General features: G+C 42.0%; 16 protein-coding genes. 1 reads left to right on the top strand and 15 read right to left on the bottom strand.

All coding sequences use genetic code 11. The annotated features are described in order from the left end of the window. Positions 1 to 138 precede the first annotated feature (138 nt). The 7 genes from NOL38_RS02320 to NOL38_RS02290 all read right to left on the bottom strand — a co-directional run bounded on the left by NOL38_RS02320 (position 139) and on the right by NOL38_RS02290 (position 7,145). Entirely contained in the window at positions 139 to 1,209 is a 1,071-nt protein-coding gene (locus tag NOL38_RS02320; RefSeq protein ID WP_277941254.1) for an ABC transporter substrate-binding protein, read from the bottom strand. Next, the gene (locus NOL38_RS02315) at positions 1,209 to 1,979 is read right to left on the bottom strand and encodes an ABC transporter permease (RefSeq protein WP_277941253.1); all 771 of its coding nucleotides are present in this window, start codon (positions 1,977 to 1,979) and stop codon (positions 1,209 to 1,211) included. The genes NOL38_RS02320 and NOL38_RS02315 overlap by 1 nt, the downstream gene beginning before the upstream one ends. Continuing rightward, positions 1,979 to 2,779 carry an ABC transporter permease gene (locus NOL38_RS02310; RefSeq protein WP_044760643.1) on the bottom strand — a complete coding sequence of 267 codons (801 nt, stop codon included), beginning with the start codon at positions 2,777 to 2,779 and terminating at the stop codon, positions 1,979 to 1,981. Before NOL38_RS02310 ends, NOL38_RS02315 begins: the two co-directional genes overlap by 1 nt. Then, positions 2,763 to 3,917, bottom strand: coding sequence for an ABC transporter ATP-binding protein (locus NOL38_RS02305; RefSeq protein ID WP_024387709.1), 1,155 nt, complete (start codon positions 3,915 to 3,917; stop codon positions 2,763 to 2,765). The genes NOL38_RS02310 and NOL38_RS02305 overlap by 17 nt, the downstream gene beginning before the upstream one ends. A gap of 38 nt (positions 3,918 to 3,955) precedes the next feature. Continuing rightward, positions 3,956 to 4,864, bottom strand: a complete 909-nt coding sequence (murB, locus tag NOL38_RS02300; protein ID WP_277941252.1) for a UDP-N-acetylmuramate dehydrogenase — start codon at positions 4,862 to 4,864, stop codon at positions 3,956 to 3,958. A gap of 130 nt (positions 4,865 to 4,994) precedes the next feature. Next, on the bottom strand, positions 4,995 to 5,855 hold the full coding sequence (gene thrB, locus NOL38_RS02295) for a homoserine kinase (protein WP_277941251.1): 861 nt from the start codon (positions 5,853 to 5,855) through the stop codon (positions 4,995 to 4,997). A gap of 3 nt (positions 5,856 to 5,858) precedes the next feature. After that, positions 5,859 to 7,145: a homoserine dehydrogenase gene (locus NOL38_RS02290; protein ID WP_105107120.1), complete on the bottom strand. Its 1,287-nt coding sequence runs from the start codon at positions 7,143 to 7,145 to the stop codon at positions 5,859 to 5,861. Between the two features lie 104 nt (positions 7,146 to 7,249). On the opposite strand from NOL38_RS02290, the gene NOL38_RS02285 reads away from it, so the two are divergent. Further along, the gene (locus NOL38_RS02285; RefSeq protein ID WP_024395569.1) at positions 7,250 to 8,173 is read left to right on the top strand and encodes a polysaccharide deacetylase family protein; all 924 of its coding nucleotides are present in this window, start codon (positions 7,250 to 7,252) and stop codon (positions 8,171 to 8,173) included. 56 nt (positions 8,174 to 8,229) lie between these two features. Here NOL38_RS02285 and NOL38_RS02280 read toward each other — a convergent pair whose 3' ends face one another. From NOL38_RS02280 to carB, 8 genes are all read right to left on the bottom strand, one after another. Continuing rightward, positions 8,230 to 9,999 (bottom strand): ABC transporter ATP-binding protein, encoded by a 1,770-nt coding sequence (locus NOL38_RS02280; RefSeq protein WP_277941250.1) that lies wholly within the window; start codon positions 9,997 to 9,999, stop codon positions 8,230 to 8,232. An 8-nt stretch (positions 10,000 to 10,007) separates the two neighbouring features. Beyond that, on the bottom strand, positions 10,008 to 11,744 hold the full coding sequence (locus tag NOL38_RS02275; protein WP_277941249.1) for an ABC transporter ATP-binding protein: 1,737 nt from the start codon (positions 11,742 to 11,744) through the stop codon (positions 10,008 to 10,010). A 74-nt stretch (positions 11,745 to 11,818) separates the two neighbouring features. Continuing rightward, positions 11,819 to 12,061, bottom strand: coding sequence for a KH domain-containing protein (locus NOL38_RS02270; RefSeq protein ID WP_012028079.1), 243 nt, complete (start codon positions 12,059 to 12,061; stop codon positions 11,819 to 11,821). Positions 12,062 to 12,082: 21 nt separating this feature from the next. After that, a complete protein-coding gene (gene rpsP, locus NOL38_RS02265) occupies positions 12,083 to 12,355 on the bottom strand; it encodes a 30S ribosomal protein S16 (protein WP_002940682.1) in 273 nt (90 codons plus the stop codon). Between the two features lie 125 nt (positions 12,356 to 12,480). Continuing rightward, the gene (locus tag NOL38_RS02260) at positions 12,481 to 12,789 is read right to left on the bottom strand and encodes a DUF4298 domain-containing protein (RefSeq protein WP_277941248.1); all 309 of its coding nucleotides are present in this window, start codon (positions 12,787 to 12,789) and stop codon (positions 12,481 to 12,483) included. Further along, positions 12,789 to 13,436, bottom strand: coding sequence for a pyroglutamyl-peptidase I (gene pcp / locus NOL38_RS02255; RefSeq protein ID WP_002940685.1), 648 nt, complete (start codon positions 13,434 to 13,436; stop codon positions 12,789 to 12,791). The genes NOL38_RS02260 and pcp overlap by 1 nt, the downstream gene beginning before the upstream one ends. Further along, complete coding sequence (locus NOL38_RS02250) at positions 13,433 to 14,188, bottom strand: class I SAM-dependent methyltransferase (protein ID WP_277941262.1); 756 nt, start codon at positions 14,186 to 14,188, stop codon at positions 13,433 to 13,435. Before NOL38_RS02250 ends, pcp begins: the two co-directional genes overlap by 4 nt. 63 nt (positions 14,189 to 14,251) lie before the next feature. After that, positions 14,252 to 17,431 (bottom strand): carbamoyl-phosphate synthase large subunit, encoded by a 3,180-nt coding sequence (gene carB / locus NOL38_RS02245; protein ID WP_277941247.1) that lies wholly within the window; start codon positions 17,429 to 17,431, stop codon positions 14,252 to 14,254. Positions 17,432 to 17,512: the final 81 nt, after the last annotated feature.

Genomic DNA, 17,512 nt, shown 5'->3' with positions numbered 1-17,512 from the left:
TCAAACTATAACTAGGTATAGTTAATATTTATAACTGGACTCTGTGATACTGAGTGTATTAAATGAACAGTAAAAAGCAACCACTATTTGCGGTTGCTCATACTATTCTGGCTCGAAAACTAGATATGGATATTCAGACTATTTCCGATACATCTTGAATTGGAGATAGAGGTCATTATACATTCCAAGCATCTCTGGTCCAAGATTATCATAAACTTCCATCTTCTTCATCGTTTCTTCTGAAGGATAGAAGGCTTCGTCGTTCTGAGTCTCCTCATCCAGCATAGCCTTGGCTGCAGGAATTGGTGTTGAGTAGCCAACATATTCTGCATTGCGAAGCGCATTTTCAGGACGAAGCATAAAACTCATAAAGGCGTAAGCTCCATCAATATTTTTTGCTGTTTTTGGAATGACCATGTTATCGAACCAAAGGTTAGAACCTTTTGATGGTACAACATAGCGCAGATTTTCATTTCCATCTAACATTTCACTCGCCTCACCTGAGAACGAAACAGCAATTGCTGCCGCATCTTGTATCATATAACCTTTTATCTCATCAGCAACAATTGCTTTGACATTTGGAGTTAAATTATAAAGATGTTCGGCTGCCTTTTCAATCTCGGTAGGGTTGTTGGAATTGAGACTATAGCCCAGTGATTGTAGACCAAAGCCCATGACTTCACGCACACCATCAATCAACATGATATTGTCACGGTATTCTTCAGACCACAAATCTTCCCATTCTTGAGGAGGATTTTCGACCATGGTTTCATTATAAACAATTCCCAAGGTACCCCAAAAATAAGGGATGGAATAATCATTGTTCTTATCAAAACTCAAGCCCATAAATTGTGGATCGATATTTTCCAAACCTTCAATTTTCGACTTGTCCAATTTGATGAGCATATCTTCTTCTGTCATCTTGGAAATCATATACTCAGATGGAATGGTCAAATCATAGGTTGTACCACCCTGCTTTATCTTGGTATACATGGATTCATTGGAATCAAAAGTTTGGTAATCCACCTGAATACCTGTTTCAGCAGTAAACTCTTCCAGTAATTCTGGGTCAATATAATCTCCCCAGTTATAGATAACCAACTTATCCGTCGTTCCTTGAGTTGAATCAGCTTCTAATTTACTAGAAATTCCCCAAAGAATGAGAATAATGGCAATAATTCCTAGGAAAAATGAATATAAACGTTTCATTAGTTGGCCTCCTTTTCACGTGAGATGAAATAATAACCCACTACCAATAAGATAGAGAAAAGGAAGACAAGGGTTGATAGGGCATTGATTTCCAAAGAAATCCCTTGACGAGCCCGTGAGTAAATCTCTACAGATAGGTTTGAGTAACCATTTCCCGTAACAAAGAATGTCACGGCAAAGTCATCCAAGGAATAGGTAAAAGCCATGAAATAACCTGCAATAATGGCTGGTGTCAAGTATGGCAACATGATTTCTTTCAGCATTTGTGGCTGAGTTGCACCCAAGTCATAGGCTGCTGAAATCATGTCGGCATTCATTTCCTTCAAGCGTGGCAACACCATCAAGACCACGATAGGAATGGAAAAGGCAATGTGACTGAGCAATACTGAAACAAATCCAAGCTGGAAACCAATCATGGTAAAGAGAATCAGGAAGCTCGCCCCAATCATGACATCTGGTGCCACCATCAAGATATTATTGACAGACAAGAGCGCATTTTGAAAACGAGGTGTTGCCTGATAGATATAGATAGCACCGAAAGTTCCGATAATGGTCGCAATCAAAGAACTCAAGAAGGCCAACAAGAAGGTTTGAGCCAGAATCAGCATTAGTCGGCTATCGCCAAGCATAGATGAAAAATGCTCCAAGGTAAAGCCTGTAAAGCCGTTCATATCTCCACCTTCATTGAAAGCGTAGAAAATCAGATAGAAAATCGGCAAATAAAGAAGAAGAAAGGCAACTGTTAAGTAAATGTTTGCAAATTTTTTCATTATTTCTTCCTCTCTTTCGTCATCCACATAATCAAGAGCATGGCTAAAATCAAGACCACACCTATGGTTGAACCCATTCCCCAGTTTTGCGTAGTAAGGAAATGTTGCTCGATGGCAGTTCCCAAGGTAATCACTCGGTTACCACCAATCAAGCGGGTCAACATAAAGAGGCTCAAACTTGGAATGAACACCGCCTGTACACCAGAGCGAACGCCATTCATGGAAAGAGGGAAAATAACTTTTGTAAAGGTCTGCCAAGGAGTTGCCCCCAAATCACGACTGGCATTGATTAAGTTCTTATCCAAATCATCCAGCGCGTTAAAGATTGGCAAAATCATAAATGGAATTTCAATATAGGCTGCGACAGCAATAAAAGAGAAATCCGTAAAAAGAATTTGCTGGGCACCCAAGCCAATAAACTCTAAGAATTGGTTGACAGAACCATGTTGACCAAAAATACCGATAAAGGCATAGGCTTTCAACAAGAGATTGACCCAGGTCGGCAAGATAATCAACATGAGCCAGAGTTGTCTATGCTTGAGCTTGGTCAAGAAGTAGGCAGTTGGATAGGATACCAGTAGGGTGACTAGTGTAATAATACCTGCGTAAAAAATGGAGTTAAAACTCATACGCAGATAGGTCATATTTGGCGAGTTAAAATAAGTTTGATAATTGGCTAAAGTGAAATTACCATGAATATCAAAGAAAGACTTGAAGATAATCAAGGCAACGGGCGCGAGTACAAAGAGAAAGACCCATAGGGCATAGGGAATTGCAAAAAGCCTAGAGGTTTTCTTCATTGCGTTCCTCCTCGATAGCGTTAATCAAGCCATCTTCCACTTCTTCCACTTCCACATACTCTTCGATACGTGCATCAAATTCTTCTTCCGTTTCATTGAGACGCATGATATGGATATCTTCTGGCTCAAAACTTAGTCCAATCACTTCTCCCACGATAGCCTTACGAGTTGAGTGAATCATCCACTCATTTCCAAGGTCGTCATAGGCAATGATTTCATAGTGAACGCCACGGAAGAGTTGGGTATCTACTTTTACCTGCAATTTCCCTTCTTCTGGAAGTGTAATCTGCAAGTCTTCTGGACGGATGACGACTTCAACTTCTTCATTAGGACGCATACCGCCATCGACAGCTTCAAAGCGTTTGCCGTTAAACTCAACCAGATAGTCTTCTATCATGCGACCTGGAAGGATATTGGATTCACCGATGAAGGTAGCAACAAAATGGTTAATTGGTTCATCATAAATATCCACTGGGGTTCCTGACTGGACAATCTCACCTTCATTCATGACAAAAATCCAGTCACTCATAGCCAAAGCTTCTTCCTGGTCGTGGGTAACAAAGACAAAGGTAATTCCTAGGCGTTGTTGCAATTCACGCAATTCGTACTGCATTTCTGTCCGCAGTTTCAAGTCCAAGGCAGACAATGGTTCGTCCAACAAGACAACGCGAGGCTGATTGATGATGGCGCGAGCAATAGCGACACGCTGGCGTTGACCACCAGACAATTTCTGAATGGAACGTTTCTCGTAACCAGAAAGACGGACCATTTGAAGAGCCTCTGTCACACGGCGTTCAATTTCCGCCTTGTCAACCTTACGCAATTTAAGAGGAAAAGCCACATTCTCAAAGACAGTCATGTGTGGGAATAGGGCATAGGATTGGAAAACTGTATGGACATCCCGCTTGTTGGTCGGGACATCATTAATCCGTTGACCGTCCAGATAAATATCACCTGAACTTGCATCCAACAAACCAGCAATAATGTTCAAAATCGTTGATTTACCTGAACCAGAAGCTCCTAAAAGGGTATAAAATTTCCCCTCTTCCAATTCAAAACTAATATCCTTTAATACAGTTGTTCCACTGTCTTCAAATACTTTTGAAACGTTCTTAAATTCAATAATTGGCTTTTTCAATTCTCATAAATTCCTTCTTTTTTGTAAGAGCCTGATGGCTAGAGTGTATCAGCAGGATCGCCGATAATACGCACTTCTCTCTCCAGAGTAATTCCTGAAGATTTTTCAACAACTTCGATCACATGGGCAATCAGATTTTCATAATCCTTTGCTGTACCATTGTCGACATTGACCATAAAACCTGCGTGTTTTTCAGATACTTCAACACCACCAATACGGTAGCCTTTCAAACCAGCTTCCATGATCAACTGACCTGCAAAATGACCAGGAGGACGCTTAAAGACTGAGCCACATGATGGATATTCCAGAGGTTGTTTCAATTCACGCAAATGGGTTAAACGAGCCATTTCATTTTGGATAACTGGGTGATTACCAGGTTTTAGGGCAAATTTAGCAGAGAGAACAATCGCTCCATTTTCTTGTAAAATTGACGAGCGGTAACCGAAGCGTAACTCACGATTATCAAGGGTTTCTACATAACCTGCAGGAGTCAAAATCTGAGCAGAAACAAGAATATGTGCTATCTCTCCACCATAGGCACCAGCGTTCATATAAACTGCTCCACCGATACTACCAGGGATACCACAAGCAAATTCAAATCCTGTCAAGGAATGAAAAAGCGCAACCTTAGTCGTTTCAATCAAATTAGCCCCTGCTTCTGCTTCAATCGTATAGCCAGAAACTGTAACAGAATTGAGCTTGTCCATCCGGATAACAAATCCACGAATACCACCGTCCCGAACGATAATATTACTGGAATTGCCCAGTACCTGCCAGGGAATATTTTCACGCTTAGCAAACTCAACAATACGGACAATTTCATAACGGTTACGAGGAAATGCTAGGTAATCAACAGCACCTCCAACTTTTGTATAAGTATATTCTTTTAAGGGCTCATCGAAGCGAATATCAATTCCTTCTAATTCCAACCTAATTTTATCTTTCATAAACTTCTCATTTCAATTTAAAATATACAGGTCATATTATACCAAAAATCAATATAAAAAACGAATATAAATTGATTATTTTCACACTCTCTCGCAACATAAGAAAAATCAGCTCAAATGGAGCTGATCTTTAAATAACTTGAATCCCTTTTGTATCTACTTGAAGGCGGTGGACAGTTCCGTCTAGATTTAGTTCCTCTAATGCTAGAACAATAGCATCCTCCCTATCTTTGGGCGCTAATACCATCACTGTTGGTCCAGCACCTGAAAGATAGGTTGCATAGGCTCCCAACTCTTGTCCAGTTTGCTTAATAGGGCAGAACTCCTTTACCAACAATTGACGGAAGGGTTCGTGGAACATATCTGACTGAATGGCTTTACCAGCCTTTTCCAAATCACCAGCCATTAAACTAGCAATAGCCACATTGGCAATAGCACTGGCCGCAACAGCTTTTTTGTAGCCCATTTGTGAAGGCAACACTCCACGACTTTCTACTGTGCGCAGTGGGTAGTTTGGAATGAAGGCAACAAAACTTGCATCTGGGAATTCTGTTACAACTGCCTGTACTTTCTTATTAACATAGCTGGAGATAACTAAATTTCCAAAAATCGCTGGCGCTACATTATCAGGATGTCCTTCAATTTCTGTAGCCTTAAGCAATTTTTCATCTGCAGTCATATTCAAACCCGCTAATTGATTAGCCAACTCAATACCTGCTACAATGACAGAGCTAGATGAACCCAATCCACGCGCCAAGGGAATGTCACTGGTCATCTTGATCCGATGTGGTTGCAAATTCTTAGCCACTTTTAGTGCAGTCTTAATCAAAAGATTGTTTTTGTCTGAAGGAACATGTTCAAGATTGTGTTCAATTACCCAATCCTCTGTTTGTTCCAAAACTTCAATAGTCAAATATTTTGAAAGGGCAACACCAACAGAGTCAAAACCTGGACCAATATTGGCTGATGTTGCTGGAATAATGATTTTCATGTCTTATTCTCCCAATACCTTGAAGGTATTCAAGACTGTAAAGTCTGTTTCCTGAGCCAATTTAGCTGTTACATTTTCCAATTGAGTCTTGCTCATTTCATGGGTTACAATGACTAAGCGAGCAGTTTCGCCATCTGCAGCTTGTTGCAAAATCTGTTTGAAGGAAATTTCTTCAGAATTGAAGATTTCTGCTAAACGAAGCATTTTGCCATTCTTATCAGGCGCATCAATTGAGAAATAGTACTCGCTCTTAACATCACTTGGAGCAGCCAGTTGAAGTGGGCGGCTATATTCGTTAAAAGCTTTGCCGATAGTATTGTCTTTCAAGCGACGAACGATACGGATAATATCAGCCATTACACTTGTTGCTGTTGGCTTCTGACCTGCACCTGGTCCATAGTACATAGACTGACCGATACCGATAGATTCGACAAATACAGCATTCATCACACCATTGACACTAGCAAGTGGATGATTTTTCGGTAGGAAGGTTGGAGATACTTCGGCAGCAATACCAGAGGTGGTTTCTTGAATATCGCCCACAAGTTTGATGACATAGCCCAATTCTTGAGCTACTGCTACATCTTCTGGCGTGATGTTTGAAATTCCCTTGTGTGCCACATGGTCAAAATCAACAGTCATGCCGAAAGCAAATTGACTGAGGATAACTGCCTTGTAAGCCGCATCAATGCCCTCAACGTCATTTGTTGGGTCAGATTCTGCATAGCCAAGCTCCTGCGCTGTTTGAAGAGCTTTTTCGTAAGTCCAGCCTTCATCAACCATCTTAGTCAACATGAAGTTTGAAGTGCCATTCAAGACACCGAGGATACGAGTGACCTTGTCAGCAGCCAATGAGTTGACCAAGGTGCGCAAGATTGGAATACCACCTGCAACTGCAGCTTCATAATAAAGTGCAAGACCTTTCTCTTCAGCCAAGGCACGTAATTCGCTACCATGAACAGCCAACAAATCTTTGTTAGCAGTTACGATATGTTTACCAGCTTCAAGAGCGCGTGTAATAAAGGTTTTAGCTGGTTCGATACGTCCCATCAATTCAACGACAATGGCAATGTCCTCATCCTCTAAAATCTCATCAATATTCGTAACAAAATTGTAGTCATGACCTGCAGCCAACAAGCGTTCTTTCTCTGCATCATCTTTTACTAGAACCTTTGCTACTTCAATGCTGTCTTGTGCAGCCTTTTCAATCTTTTCTGTATTCTCAGCTAATAAAAACGGCACGCCACTTGCAACTGTACCAAAACCTAATAATCCAATCTTAACTACCATGTGTTCTCCTTTAAAAAGTATTTCTCCTATTATATCAAAATGGCTGACTATTTGGCAAAAAATTTGATATAATTGTTTTAATATATGATTATGGAGATAAGATAATGAAACATTCAAGAAGAGCCCGTCGAAGTCGCACACAAAAGAAACAACTTGTGCCACTGCTACTTGGTATTGCATTATTAGTAGTGACTCTACTATCTATTTTTCTAATCTTTCTAAAACAGCCATCTAAGCAACAAAGTGATTCCAAAGCTTCAACGGTAGAGACAACAGCCACTTCAAGTGTTATGACTTCAGAAAGTAGTGAAGTACAAACAGAAATCATTTGGGAACAGCAAACTGAACCTATCAAACTTCCAATCCTCATGTATCATGCCATTCATGTAATGGCTCCTGATGAAGAAGCTAATGCGAATCTTATCGTAGATCCAACGACTTTCGAAAGTCATCTAAAAGCATTGCAAGATGCAGGTTACTATACTTTATCACCTGAAGAGGCTTATAAGGTATTGACAGAAAATGTCCTTCCTGCTGGCAAAAAGGTTGTCTGGCTAACCTTTGACGATAGCCTCTGGGATTTTTATAGTTATGCCTACCCATTGCTTAAGCAATATCAAATGAAGGCAACCAACAATGTCATTACAGGGTTTACTGAATATGGACAAGCAGGGCACCTTACTCTTGATCAAATCAAGGAAATGCAGACCGCAGGGCTCTCCTTCCAAGGGCATACCGTCAACCACCCTGATTTAGAGTATAGTTCTATCGAGGATCAAACAAATGAACTTACTTCCTCTAAAGCCTATCTTGACAGCCAATTGAATCAGGAAACCATCGCTATCGCCTACCCTGGTGGACGATACTCAGCAGATACAGTAGCCTTAACTGAACAAGCTGGCTACAAACTTGGTGTGACTACTAACAACGGCTTGGCTTCTGCTAGTGACGGATTACTGACTCTCAATCGTGTCCGCATCCTCCCAACCACTACCGCTGAGGGACTATTATCCGAAATTTCCTATTAATTTTTACAAACATGTATATGAGAAAACTCCCTGTCACTGACAAGGGAGTTCGTTTTTTATTTGGATTCACTAAACTGACTTTGATACAGATTATAATAGAAACCTTTGTCTGCCAAAAGACTTTCATGGTTACCTTGTTCGATAATCTGTCCATCTTTCAAGACCAAAATCTTATCAGCTTCCTGAATGGTTGATAAGCGGTGGGCAATAACGAAACTTGTCCGCCCTTTCATCAATCGTTTCATGGCCTTTTGAATCAAGAGTTCCAAACGGGTATCAACTGAAGAAGTCGCTTCGTCAAGAATCAGAATAGCAGGGTCTGCCAACAAGGCACGCGCAATGGTCAAAAGCTGTTTCTGACCTTGGGAAATATTGCTGGATTCCTGGTTCATTTCCATATTATAACCGCCAGGCAGGGTACGGATAAAATGGTCAACGTTGGCAGCTTTAGCAGCCTCCACAATTTCCTCATCTGTCGCATCCAGACGTCCAAAACGCAGATTTTCCTTGATGGTCCCTTCATAGAGCCAAGCATCCTGCAAGACCATACCAAATTGACTACGGTAGGATTGACGGGAAATATTTCGAATGTCCTGACCATCCACTTTGATAGAACCGGATGTGACATCATAGAAACGCATGAGCAAGTTGATAAGAGTAGTCTTACCTGCCCCTGTTGGACCAACGATGGCCACCATCTCACCGGGTTGAACATCCAGATTAAAGTTACGGATAAGTGGCTTATCTTCTGAATAGCCAAATTCGACCTGCTCAAAGCTGACTTGTCCTGTCAGACTTTCTGTCAACTCCAGCGCATCGGCGTCTTCTTCATCAAGCTCATTTAGGACTGAAAAGATGCGTTCAAGGGAGGATTTTGCAGACTGCAACTGTGGTGCCAATTGGGTCAAGGTCTGGACTGGCTGAGAAATCTGCCAGACGTATTGGACGAAGGCCTGCATATTACCCACCGTCAATGTGCCTGCAAGAACTTTCAATCCAGATAGTAAGGCCACGACAACGTAGGCGATGTTTGAGAAGCCGTGAACTAGAGGCATGAGCAAACCAGACATGAAACTAGCCTTGAAACCAACTTCCTGCAAATCTGCGGTAATCTGGCGAAACTCTTCTGTAGAAATTTCTTCACGACCGTAAAGTTTGAGAACGTTAAAACCAGTCAGATTTTCTTGGACAAAGCCGTTCAAACGACCGAGGGCATCAGCCTGTTGTTTGAAGTAGGGCTGAGATTTGCCCATGACAAACTTGGAACCAAAATACGTCACTGGAACCAAGGTCACGACTACGAGAGCTAATGACACATCCAACCAGAAACACATGAAAATGGCTAGAGAGAGGGTCAGAACGGCATTGACTAGCTGGAGAAAACTTTGTTGCAGGGCGTTCGACACAGTCTCCACATCGCTTGTAAAACGGCCGAGTAAATCACCATACTGGTGCTTGTCAAAATAAGAAACAGGAATTTTGTTAATCTTGTGGCTCAAATCCTGACGCAATTCCTTTGTCGCACCTTGGACAGCCTTGGTCATAAAATAGTTGGAACCGTAGGCACCGATTTCATATAGAAGGGCACGAAGGGCATAGATGGCAAGCATGATGGCAATGTAGGAATAGTTAATCTGCGCTCCTTCTACTCCATTAACAATATCCAACAGATTCTTGGTCAATTCTGTAATGATAAGCCCCAGTACAAAGGGTTCTAAGGCATTCATAACTGCACTGATGGTCTTTAGAAAAACGGCTAAAAATACAGAAGATTTGTAACGACGTAAATAGTCCCAAACACGGGTAAATACTGATCTATTCTTCATAATTCCTCCTATTCTTCTGTCAGAGATTGACGGTTAAGCTGAGAATTGGCAATTTCTCGATAAATCTCATTGCTTTCCATCAATTCATTGTGGGTGCCGCGGCCAACGATTTCACCTTCGTTCAGCACGATAATCTGGTCGGCATCCATAATGGTTCCGACACGTTGGGCAACAATCAGCACCGTCGCATTTTCCGTCACTTCCTTCAAACGACTCCGCAAAATTGCATCCGTCTTATAATCCAAGGCTGAGAAAGAATCATCAAAAATATAAATATCGGGCTGTTTGACAATAGCACGTGCAATGGACAAACGTTGCTTTTGCCCGCCTGACAGGTTGCTTCCGCCCTCAGCTAGATGCGTGTCGAATTTTTCTTCCTTACTCTCGATAAACTCCTTAGCCTGAGCCACATCCGTCGCATCATGAAGTTCTGCAAGACTAGCATCCATCTTACCGTACTTTAAGTTTTCCGCGATAGTTCCGGTAAATAGCAGAGCTTTCTGCGGAATAAAGCCAATCTTGCTGCGGAGTGCCTTTAGATTGTAGCGTCTGACATCCACACCGTCCACCAAGATACGACCAAGTGTCACATCATAGAAACGTGGAATCAAGTTGACCAAGGAAGACTTACCAGAACCTGTTGAACCAATAAAGGCAATGGTTTCACCAGGCTTAGCTTTGAAGGAAATATTGTGCAGAACAGGCGACTCCGTTTCACCAGGGTAGGCAAAAGTTACATTTTCAAATTCTAGATAACCACGAGTATCTGTTTCAGTAATACCTTCTTCATTCTTAGAAATGGAAATGGGCATGTCCAAGACTTCCTGAATTCGTTGGCTCGATACCGACATACGTGGATACATGTTAAACAAGTTAGCAAAGAGCAAGAAAGAGAAAAGCGCGTGGAAACTATATTCGATAAAGGCTACCAAATCACCTATTTGCAGACTACCTGTTTGCAAAGGAGCCAGTGCGAACCAGACAATGGCCACAATCATAGCAATGATAATCTGGACAAAGAGCGGCTCTGTCAATCCAGTCAGATTAAAGAGTTTTTTGGAAATATCGGTATATTCCTCATTGACCTCTGCAAAACGAGTTTCTTGGAACTCTTCACGTGTAAAGGCACGAATGACCCGCAAACCCATGAGATTTTCACGAACATACTGGTTGATAGTATCCAATCGTTTCTGTTGTTTTTCAGAGAGAGGACGAGTTTTTGTTGCCACATAGAAAATAACAAAAACTAGAAACGGCATGGCTACTGCTACTGTCCAGGCCAAGCTCGGACTGGTTACCAAGGTCATGATGACAGAAGCAATCATCATCAAGGGGGTAATAATACCTAGTTTCAACACCATTTCAGAGAATTGCATAAGAACAAAAGCATCATTTGTCATACGAGCAACTAGAGAAGAAACACCAATCTGCTCATATTCATGATGAGAATAGTCCTGAATTTTCTCATACAGATCATTTCGAATATCTTTGACGATGTTGGTAGTCAACTTTCCAGCTGCATAGGCAAGTGTCACTCGACCAACAATACCGAGCAGGACAATCAATCCCATCATCCCCGCCCAGAAATAGAGCCGACTAACATCGTTCTTTGTAATTCCTTGGTCAATCATCCTAGCCAAAAAAGTCGGCAAGCCTAAGTTTACCACTACAAATAAGAAGGCCCCCAACAAGTCTAAGGCAATCCACTTAGGATATTTTTTCAAATAGGTCCAAATCAGATTCATCATTTCTTCCTTTCTATATGTTAAAAAGGGGCTAGGCCCCTTTTTAACGTTAAAAGCCACCAAACGGTGACTTTCTATTCTTTCTCGTCGATCACTAAACGAACTTTTTTATCACTTGTTGGAACAGAATAGACAATCGTTCTGATTGCAGAAATTGTGCGTCCTTTTCTACCAATGATACGTCCAATATCAGATTGATCCAAATCCAAATGATATTCCAAGAATTCAGGTGTATCAACAATTTTTATTGTCAAGCTATCAGGCTGTGAAATCAAAGGTTTCACAATCGCAATAATGAGATTTTCAATCATGTCCATAAGTGTTCTCGCTTACTGTTCTTACTTAGAGAATTTTTGTTCGTGGAATTTCTTCAATACGCCAGCATTTGAAAGAAGGCTACGAACTGTATCAGATGGTTGTGCACCTTTTGCCAACCACTCAAGTACACGCTCTTCTTTAAGAGTTACTGAGTTTTCAGCCAAAAGTGGGTTGTAAGTACCAACAGTTTCGATGAAACGACCATCACGTGGTGCACGTGAGTCTGCAACGTTGATACGGTAGAAAGGTTTCTTTTTAGAACCCATACGAGTCAAACGGATTTTTACTGCCATTTTTAAATGTTCTCTTTTCTTTGTATTTTTATTCGGTGAAATAGCAGAGCTATTTAGCACATGTTCTATTATACCACACTTTAACAGGGTGTCAAGAAAAAAACTTGACAGGTTTTAAAAAAATTTTATTGTTCGAGCATATCTGCTAGTTCTCTCAGTTGACTTGCTAGATTTGTACGGTCAAACAGTAAATTATAGACTCCATCTTCACTCAATACTCCGCAAGGAATACCATTGAAATAACCCTTATTAGATAAATCAAGATCTTCCATATAGGTCTGGCTCTGGTAATAATCTAATAACTGTAAATAAGTCGATTGTTCCTGGCTAAGTTGTGACAGACTATCGGAAAGCATCTGGTTCAGCTCTAGCTGTCTGTTAAATATTTTTTCCATTTCCTCTACACGTTTTCTTGCTTCCATAATATTGTTCATCAGTGTGTACTTCCACCACCCTTTTTAATATCCTCTTTATCCCTATATTCAACAATCGCTCCTATAGCTACTTCAACTCCTCTTACAATATCGTTCAAAGACATGGAAGCCAGTCCTGGCTTGTCGACAACTTGCTCTGGCAAGAAGGGAATATGGAGAAAGCCTGCCTTAGTCTTTGGAAATTGTTTCTCCGCCAAGTAAAGAGCTTGATACATGAGATGATTGCAGACAAAGGTCCCAGCAGTATTAGAAACAGAAGCTGGAAGCCCAATCCTATGAATAGCTTCAACCATTGCTTTGATGGGTAAGGTGGAGAAATAAGCAGGCTGACCATCTTCTCGAATCGTTCTATCAATCGGCTGTTGCCCTTCATTGTCTGGAATGCGTGCATCATCTTGGTTAATGGCTATACGCTCAGGAGTTAAATCAACTCGCCCACCAGCCTGACCAATACATAGTACCGCATCAGGTAAATGTTCTGCCATTTTCTCCTCTAAAACATCCGCAGCCTTGTCAAAAACAGTCGGAATCTCTACAAGAATAATCTCTGCACCTGCTATGGTCTTAGGTAGAGATTTGATTGTTTCCAAGGCTGGGTTAATAGGCTCGCCGCCAAAGGGATCAAAGCCTGTAACGATGATTTTCATACTTCCTCCTCCAAAATAATTTCTCCGTAGTGAAATTTTTGATTGGGTCTGACATGACGTTTAAAGCCAAATTCTTCAAAGACCTGATCTCGAAAATGAGCCTTTATTATCAATTTCTTCCTAGCTACTCGTTTAGCCTCAGATACAATTTCCTCCGTTAAACGACTTCTGTCAGCCAAAATAGACAAGCCAGAAAGATTTTGTGATTCCTTGATTTCTTCTGAAAACATGGGATCAAAGTAAATGACATCAACAGACTTATCTTTTTGCCCTTTCAAATAAGTCAAACTATCTGTCCAAATTGTCTGGATAGATTTCATGGCTCGATTGACCTCTTGCAGCCCACTATCAAAATCCTGTAAACCTCGACTCACAATAAAGTGCACTAGCTTAGAACTTTCCAAGGCTGTCACCCGATGACCGGCACTTGCTAACACAATGCTATCAGATCCCAAGCCCATAGTACAGTCTATTATTGATTGTTTTTCTTTTCCAAGCAATTCTAAAAGCGGATCTCTTCCAGACTTAATCCGCAACATGGCAGTATCTGGGTGGAAAAATAAAACCTGCCCCCCCCTCTGCTCTAGTATCAATTTATCCTTATAAAGAACCAAGACAGCCTCGTGGGTACCTAACATTTTTCCAACCGACTGCTTCTTTCTTTCCTTGTATTCAATTCCCAGTTCACTGGCAATCCGTCTAGCCCTATAGACCAGCCCCTCATCCATCCCAAGACTAGTTGTTACAATCATTTTCATACTCTTCAGTATATCAAAAAATCAGGACGAACTCAAAGCTCATCCTGATAGTATCTTCTATATAGCCTGTGTCATGAAGCTACGACTCTCCAGCACTTTGACCATGGCTTCTGCTGTATCAAGGGCTGTAAAGAGCGGAATTCCTCCTTCAATAGCAGAGCTTCGAATGACTTGACCGTCACCATCTGCCACCCGTTTTTTCCCAACCGTATTGATAATAGCCTGGACCTTACCTGCTCGAACAAGACTTGGAATATCTTGATAAGCTGCATCGCCCAATTTACCAACAGTTGTCACGGATAGTCCCTTATCAGTCAGATAAGCAGCTGTCCCAGCCGTAGCCAGCAGACCATAGCCTAGTTCATGGAAGCGTTGGGCAAGTCCAAGAGCTTCTTCCTTGTCTTCATCCGCAATGGTAAAGACTACATTACCAAACTCAGACAGGTGCTGGTAGCTAGCTTCAAAGGCCTTATAAAGTGCTTTCTCCAACGTCAAGTCTGACCCCATAATTTCACCAGTTGACTTCATCTCTGGTCCAAGCAAACTATCTACTTTGGCAAGTTTAGTAAAGGAGAATACTGGTGCTTTAACGTGCACTTGCTTGCTCTCAGGATAAAGACCGTCTTGGTAACCAAGTTCCGCAAGGCTTTGTCCCAAAATCAATTTGGTTGCAACCTGAGCCATTGGAATGTCTGTGACTTTGGACAAGAATGGCACCGTACGACTAGCACGAGGATTGACCTCAATGACATAGACCGTTTCATCCTTAATAACAAACTGGATATTCATCATACCGATGCAGTTAAGACCGATTGCCAAGCGTTTAGTGTAGTCTGCAATAGTCGCCTGTACCTCTTTAGACAAGGTTTGTGGGGGATAAACTGCCATAGAGTCACCTGAGTGAACCCCTGCGCGCTCGATATGCTCCATAATACCTGGAATCAAGACATCCTTACCATCTGAAATGGCATCCACTTCACACTCACGACCGACGATGTAAGAATCCACCAAAACTGGGTGCTCTGGCGAAGCCTTGACCGCCGTTCTCATATAAGAACGTAAGTCCTCTTCATTTTCGACAATCTCCATAGCACGACCGCCCAAGACATAAGAGGGACGAACAAGTACCGGGAAACCAATTTTGCGGGCCGCTTCTAGAGCTTCCTCTTCGTTGGTTGCGGTTTGGCCTGGTGGCTGTGGAATCCCTAGGTCTTTCAGGGCTTTTTCAAATAAATCCCTGTCTTCTGCTCTATCCAAATCCGCCACCTGTGTCCCCAAGATTGGAATCCCTGCTTTGGCCAATGGCTCTGCCAAATTGATAGCCGTCTGGCCACCGAACTGAACGATAACCCCTTTTGGTTTCTCAAGGTCAATCACATTCAAGACATCTTCCAAGGTTAACGGCTCGAAGTAAAGCTTGTCCGAAACCGAAAAGTCAGTTGACACAGTTTCAGGGTTTGAGTTCATAATGATAGCTTCGTAGCCAGCCGCCTGAATGGCCTTGACAGAATGCACCGTCGCATAGTCAAACTCCACACCCTGACCGATACGAATTGGTCCAGAACCTAGCACCAAAACAGATTCTTTCTCCGAACGGATAGACTCATTTTCCCACTCATAAGTTGAATAGAAATAAGGTGTAGTACTTTCAAATTCGGCTGCACAAGTGTCCACCATCTTGTAAACAGGGACAACTTTGTTCTCTGTCCGCAGTTGACGAATATAGGATTCAGTTCTGCCCCAGAGTTCTGCAATCTTGCGGTCTGCAAAACCGTATTTCTTGGCTTTTTTCAATAAATCAATATTATCGTGATTAATTGCCAATTCCTGCTCGATTTCTAAGATATGAAGCAGCTTATCAAGGAAGAAAAGATCAATCTTGGTCAATTGAGCCAGTTCTTCTACTGTATAGCCACGTCGAAGGGCTTCTGAAAGATAGAATAAACGATCATCCTGTGCCTTGACAATCTTTTCAACCAATTTGTCATCTGTCGCTTGGCAGAGTTCTGGCATTTCATTGTGATAGACTCCGATTTCCAAAGAACGGCAGGCCTTGAGCAGACTTTCTTCGATATTGCGACCAATAGCCATGACCTCACCAGTTGCCTTCATCTGCGTTCCAAGGCGGCGCTCCCCTTTTTCAAACTTGTCAAATGGGAAACGTGGAATCTTAGCCACAACGTAGTCAAGAGCAGGCTCGAACATGGCATAGGTTGTTCCTGTAACAGGGTTCACCATTTCATCCAAGGTCAAGCCAACCGCAATTTTTGCTGCCAATTTGGCAATAGGATAACCTGTCGCTTTGGATGCCAAGGCAGACGAACGGGACACACGTGGGTTTACTTCAATGACATAATATTTGAAACTATGTGGATCTAGTGCCAACTGCACATTACAGCCACCTTCGATTTTGAGGGCGCGAATAATGCTGAGACTGGCATCACGCAACATCTGGTTTTCAATATCCGAAAGCGTCTGCGTTGGGGCAAATACGATAGAATCTCCTGTATGAATTCCCACAGGGTCAAAGTTTTCCATGTTACATACGACCAAGGCATTGTCAGCCGCATCGCGCATCACTTCGTATTCAATTTCTTTGAATCCAGCAATGGAACGCTCAATCAAACACTGAGTCACTGGTGACAATTTTAGACCATTTTCTGCTATTTCACGCAGTTCTTCTTCATTGGCACACATACCACCGCCAGTACCACCCAACGTGAAGGCTGGACGAACAATGACAGGATAGCCAATTTCAGCAGCAAATTCCAAAGCTTCTTCAACTGTTGTCACAATCGTTGACTCAGGAATAGGCTGATTGAGGTCTTCCATGAGTTGTTTGAAGAGGTCGCGGTCCTCTGCCTGATCAATTGCAGACAGTTTAGTTCCCAACAACTCAACTCCAAGCTCATCTAAAATACCAGCCTTAGACAATTCCATGGCCATGTTGAGACCAGTCTGACCACCAAGGGTTGGTAAGAGAGCATCTGGACGCTCCTTCCGTAAAATCCGTGTGACAAATTCAAGCGTAATCGGCTCAATATAAACCTTGTCCGCAATTTCCTTGTCTGTCATAATGGTCGCAGGGTTTGAATTGACCAAGACAACACTATAGCCTTCTTCCTTCAAAGCCAAACAAGCCTGAGTCCCAGCATAATCAAACTCCGCAGCCTGACCGATAATAATCGGACCAGACCCAATCACCATAATTTTCTTAATATCCGTACGTTTTGGCATAATGTATGATACAAAGCCCGTTAAGAGGACAAAGCGAAAATAGGAAACACGACACTGATGCTTCAAGCATCAAGACGACAT

Origin of the sequence: Streptococcus suis, assembly GCF_029616525.1 — a bacterium.
GTDB classification, from domain to species: Bacteria; Bacillota; Bacilli; order Lactobacillales; family Streptococcaceae; genus Streptococcus; species Streptococcus suis_AF.
Note: the sequence above shows the minus strand (reverse complement) of the source record. Positions and strands in the feature narration are given on the sequence as shown.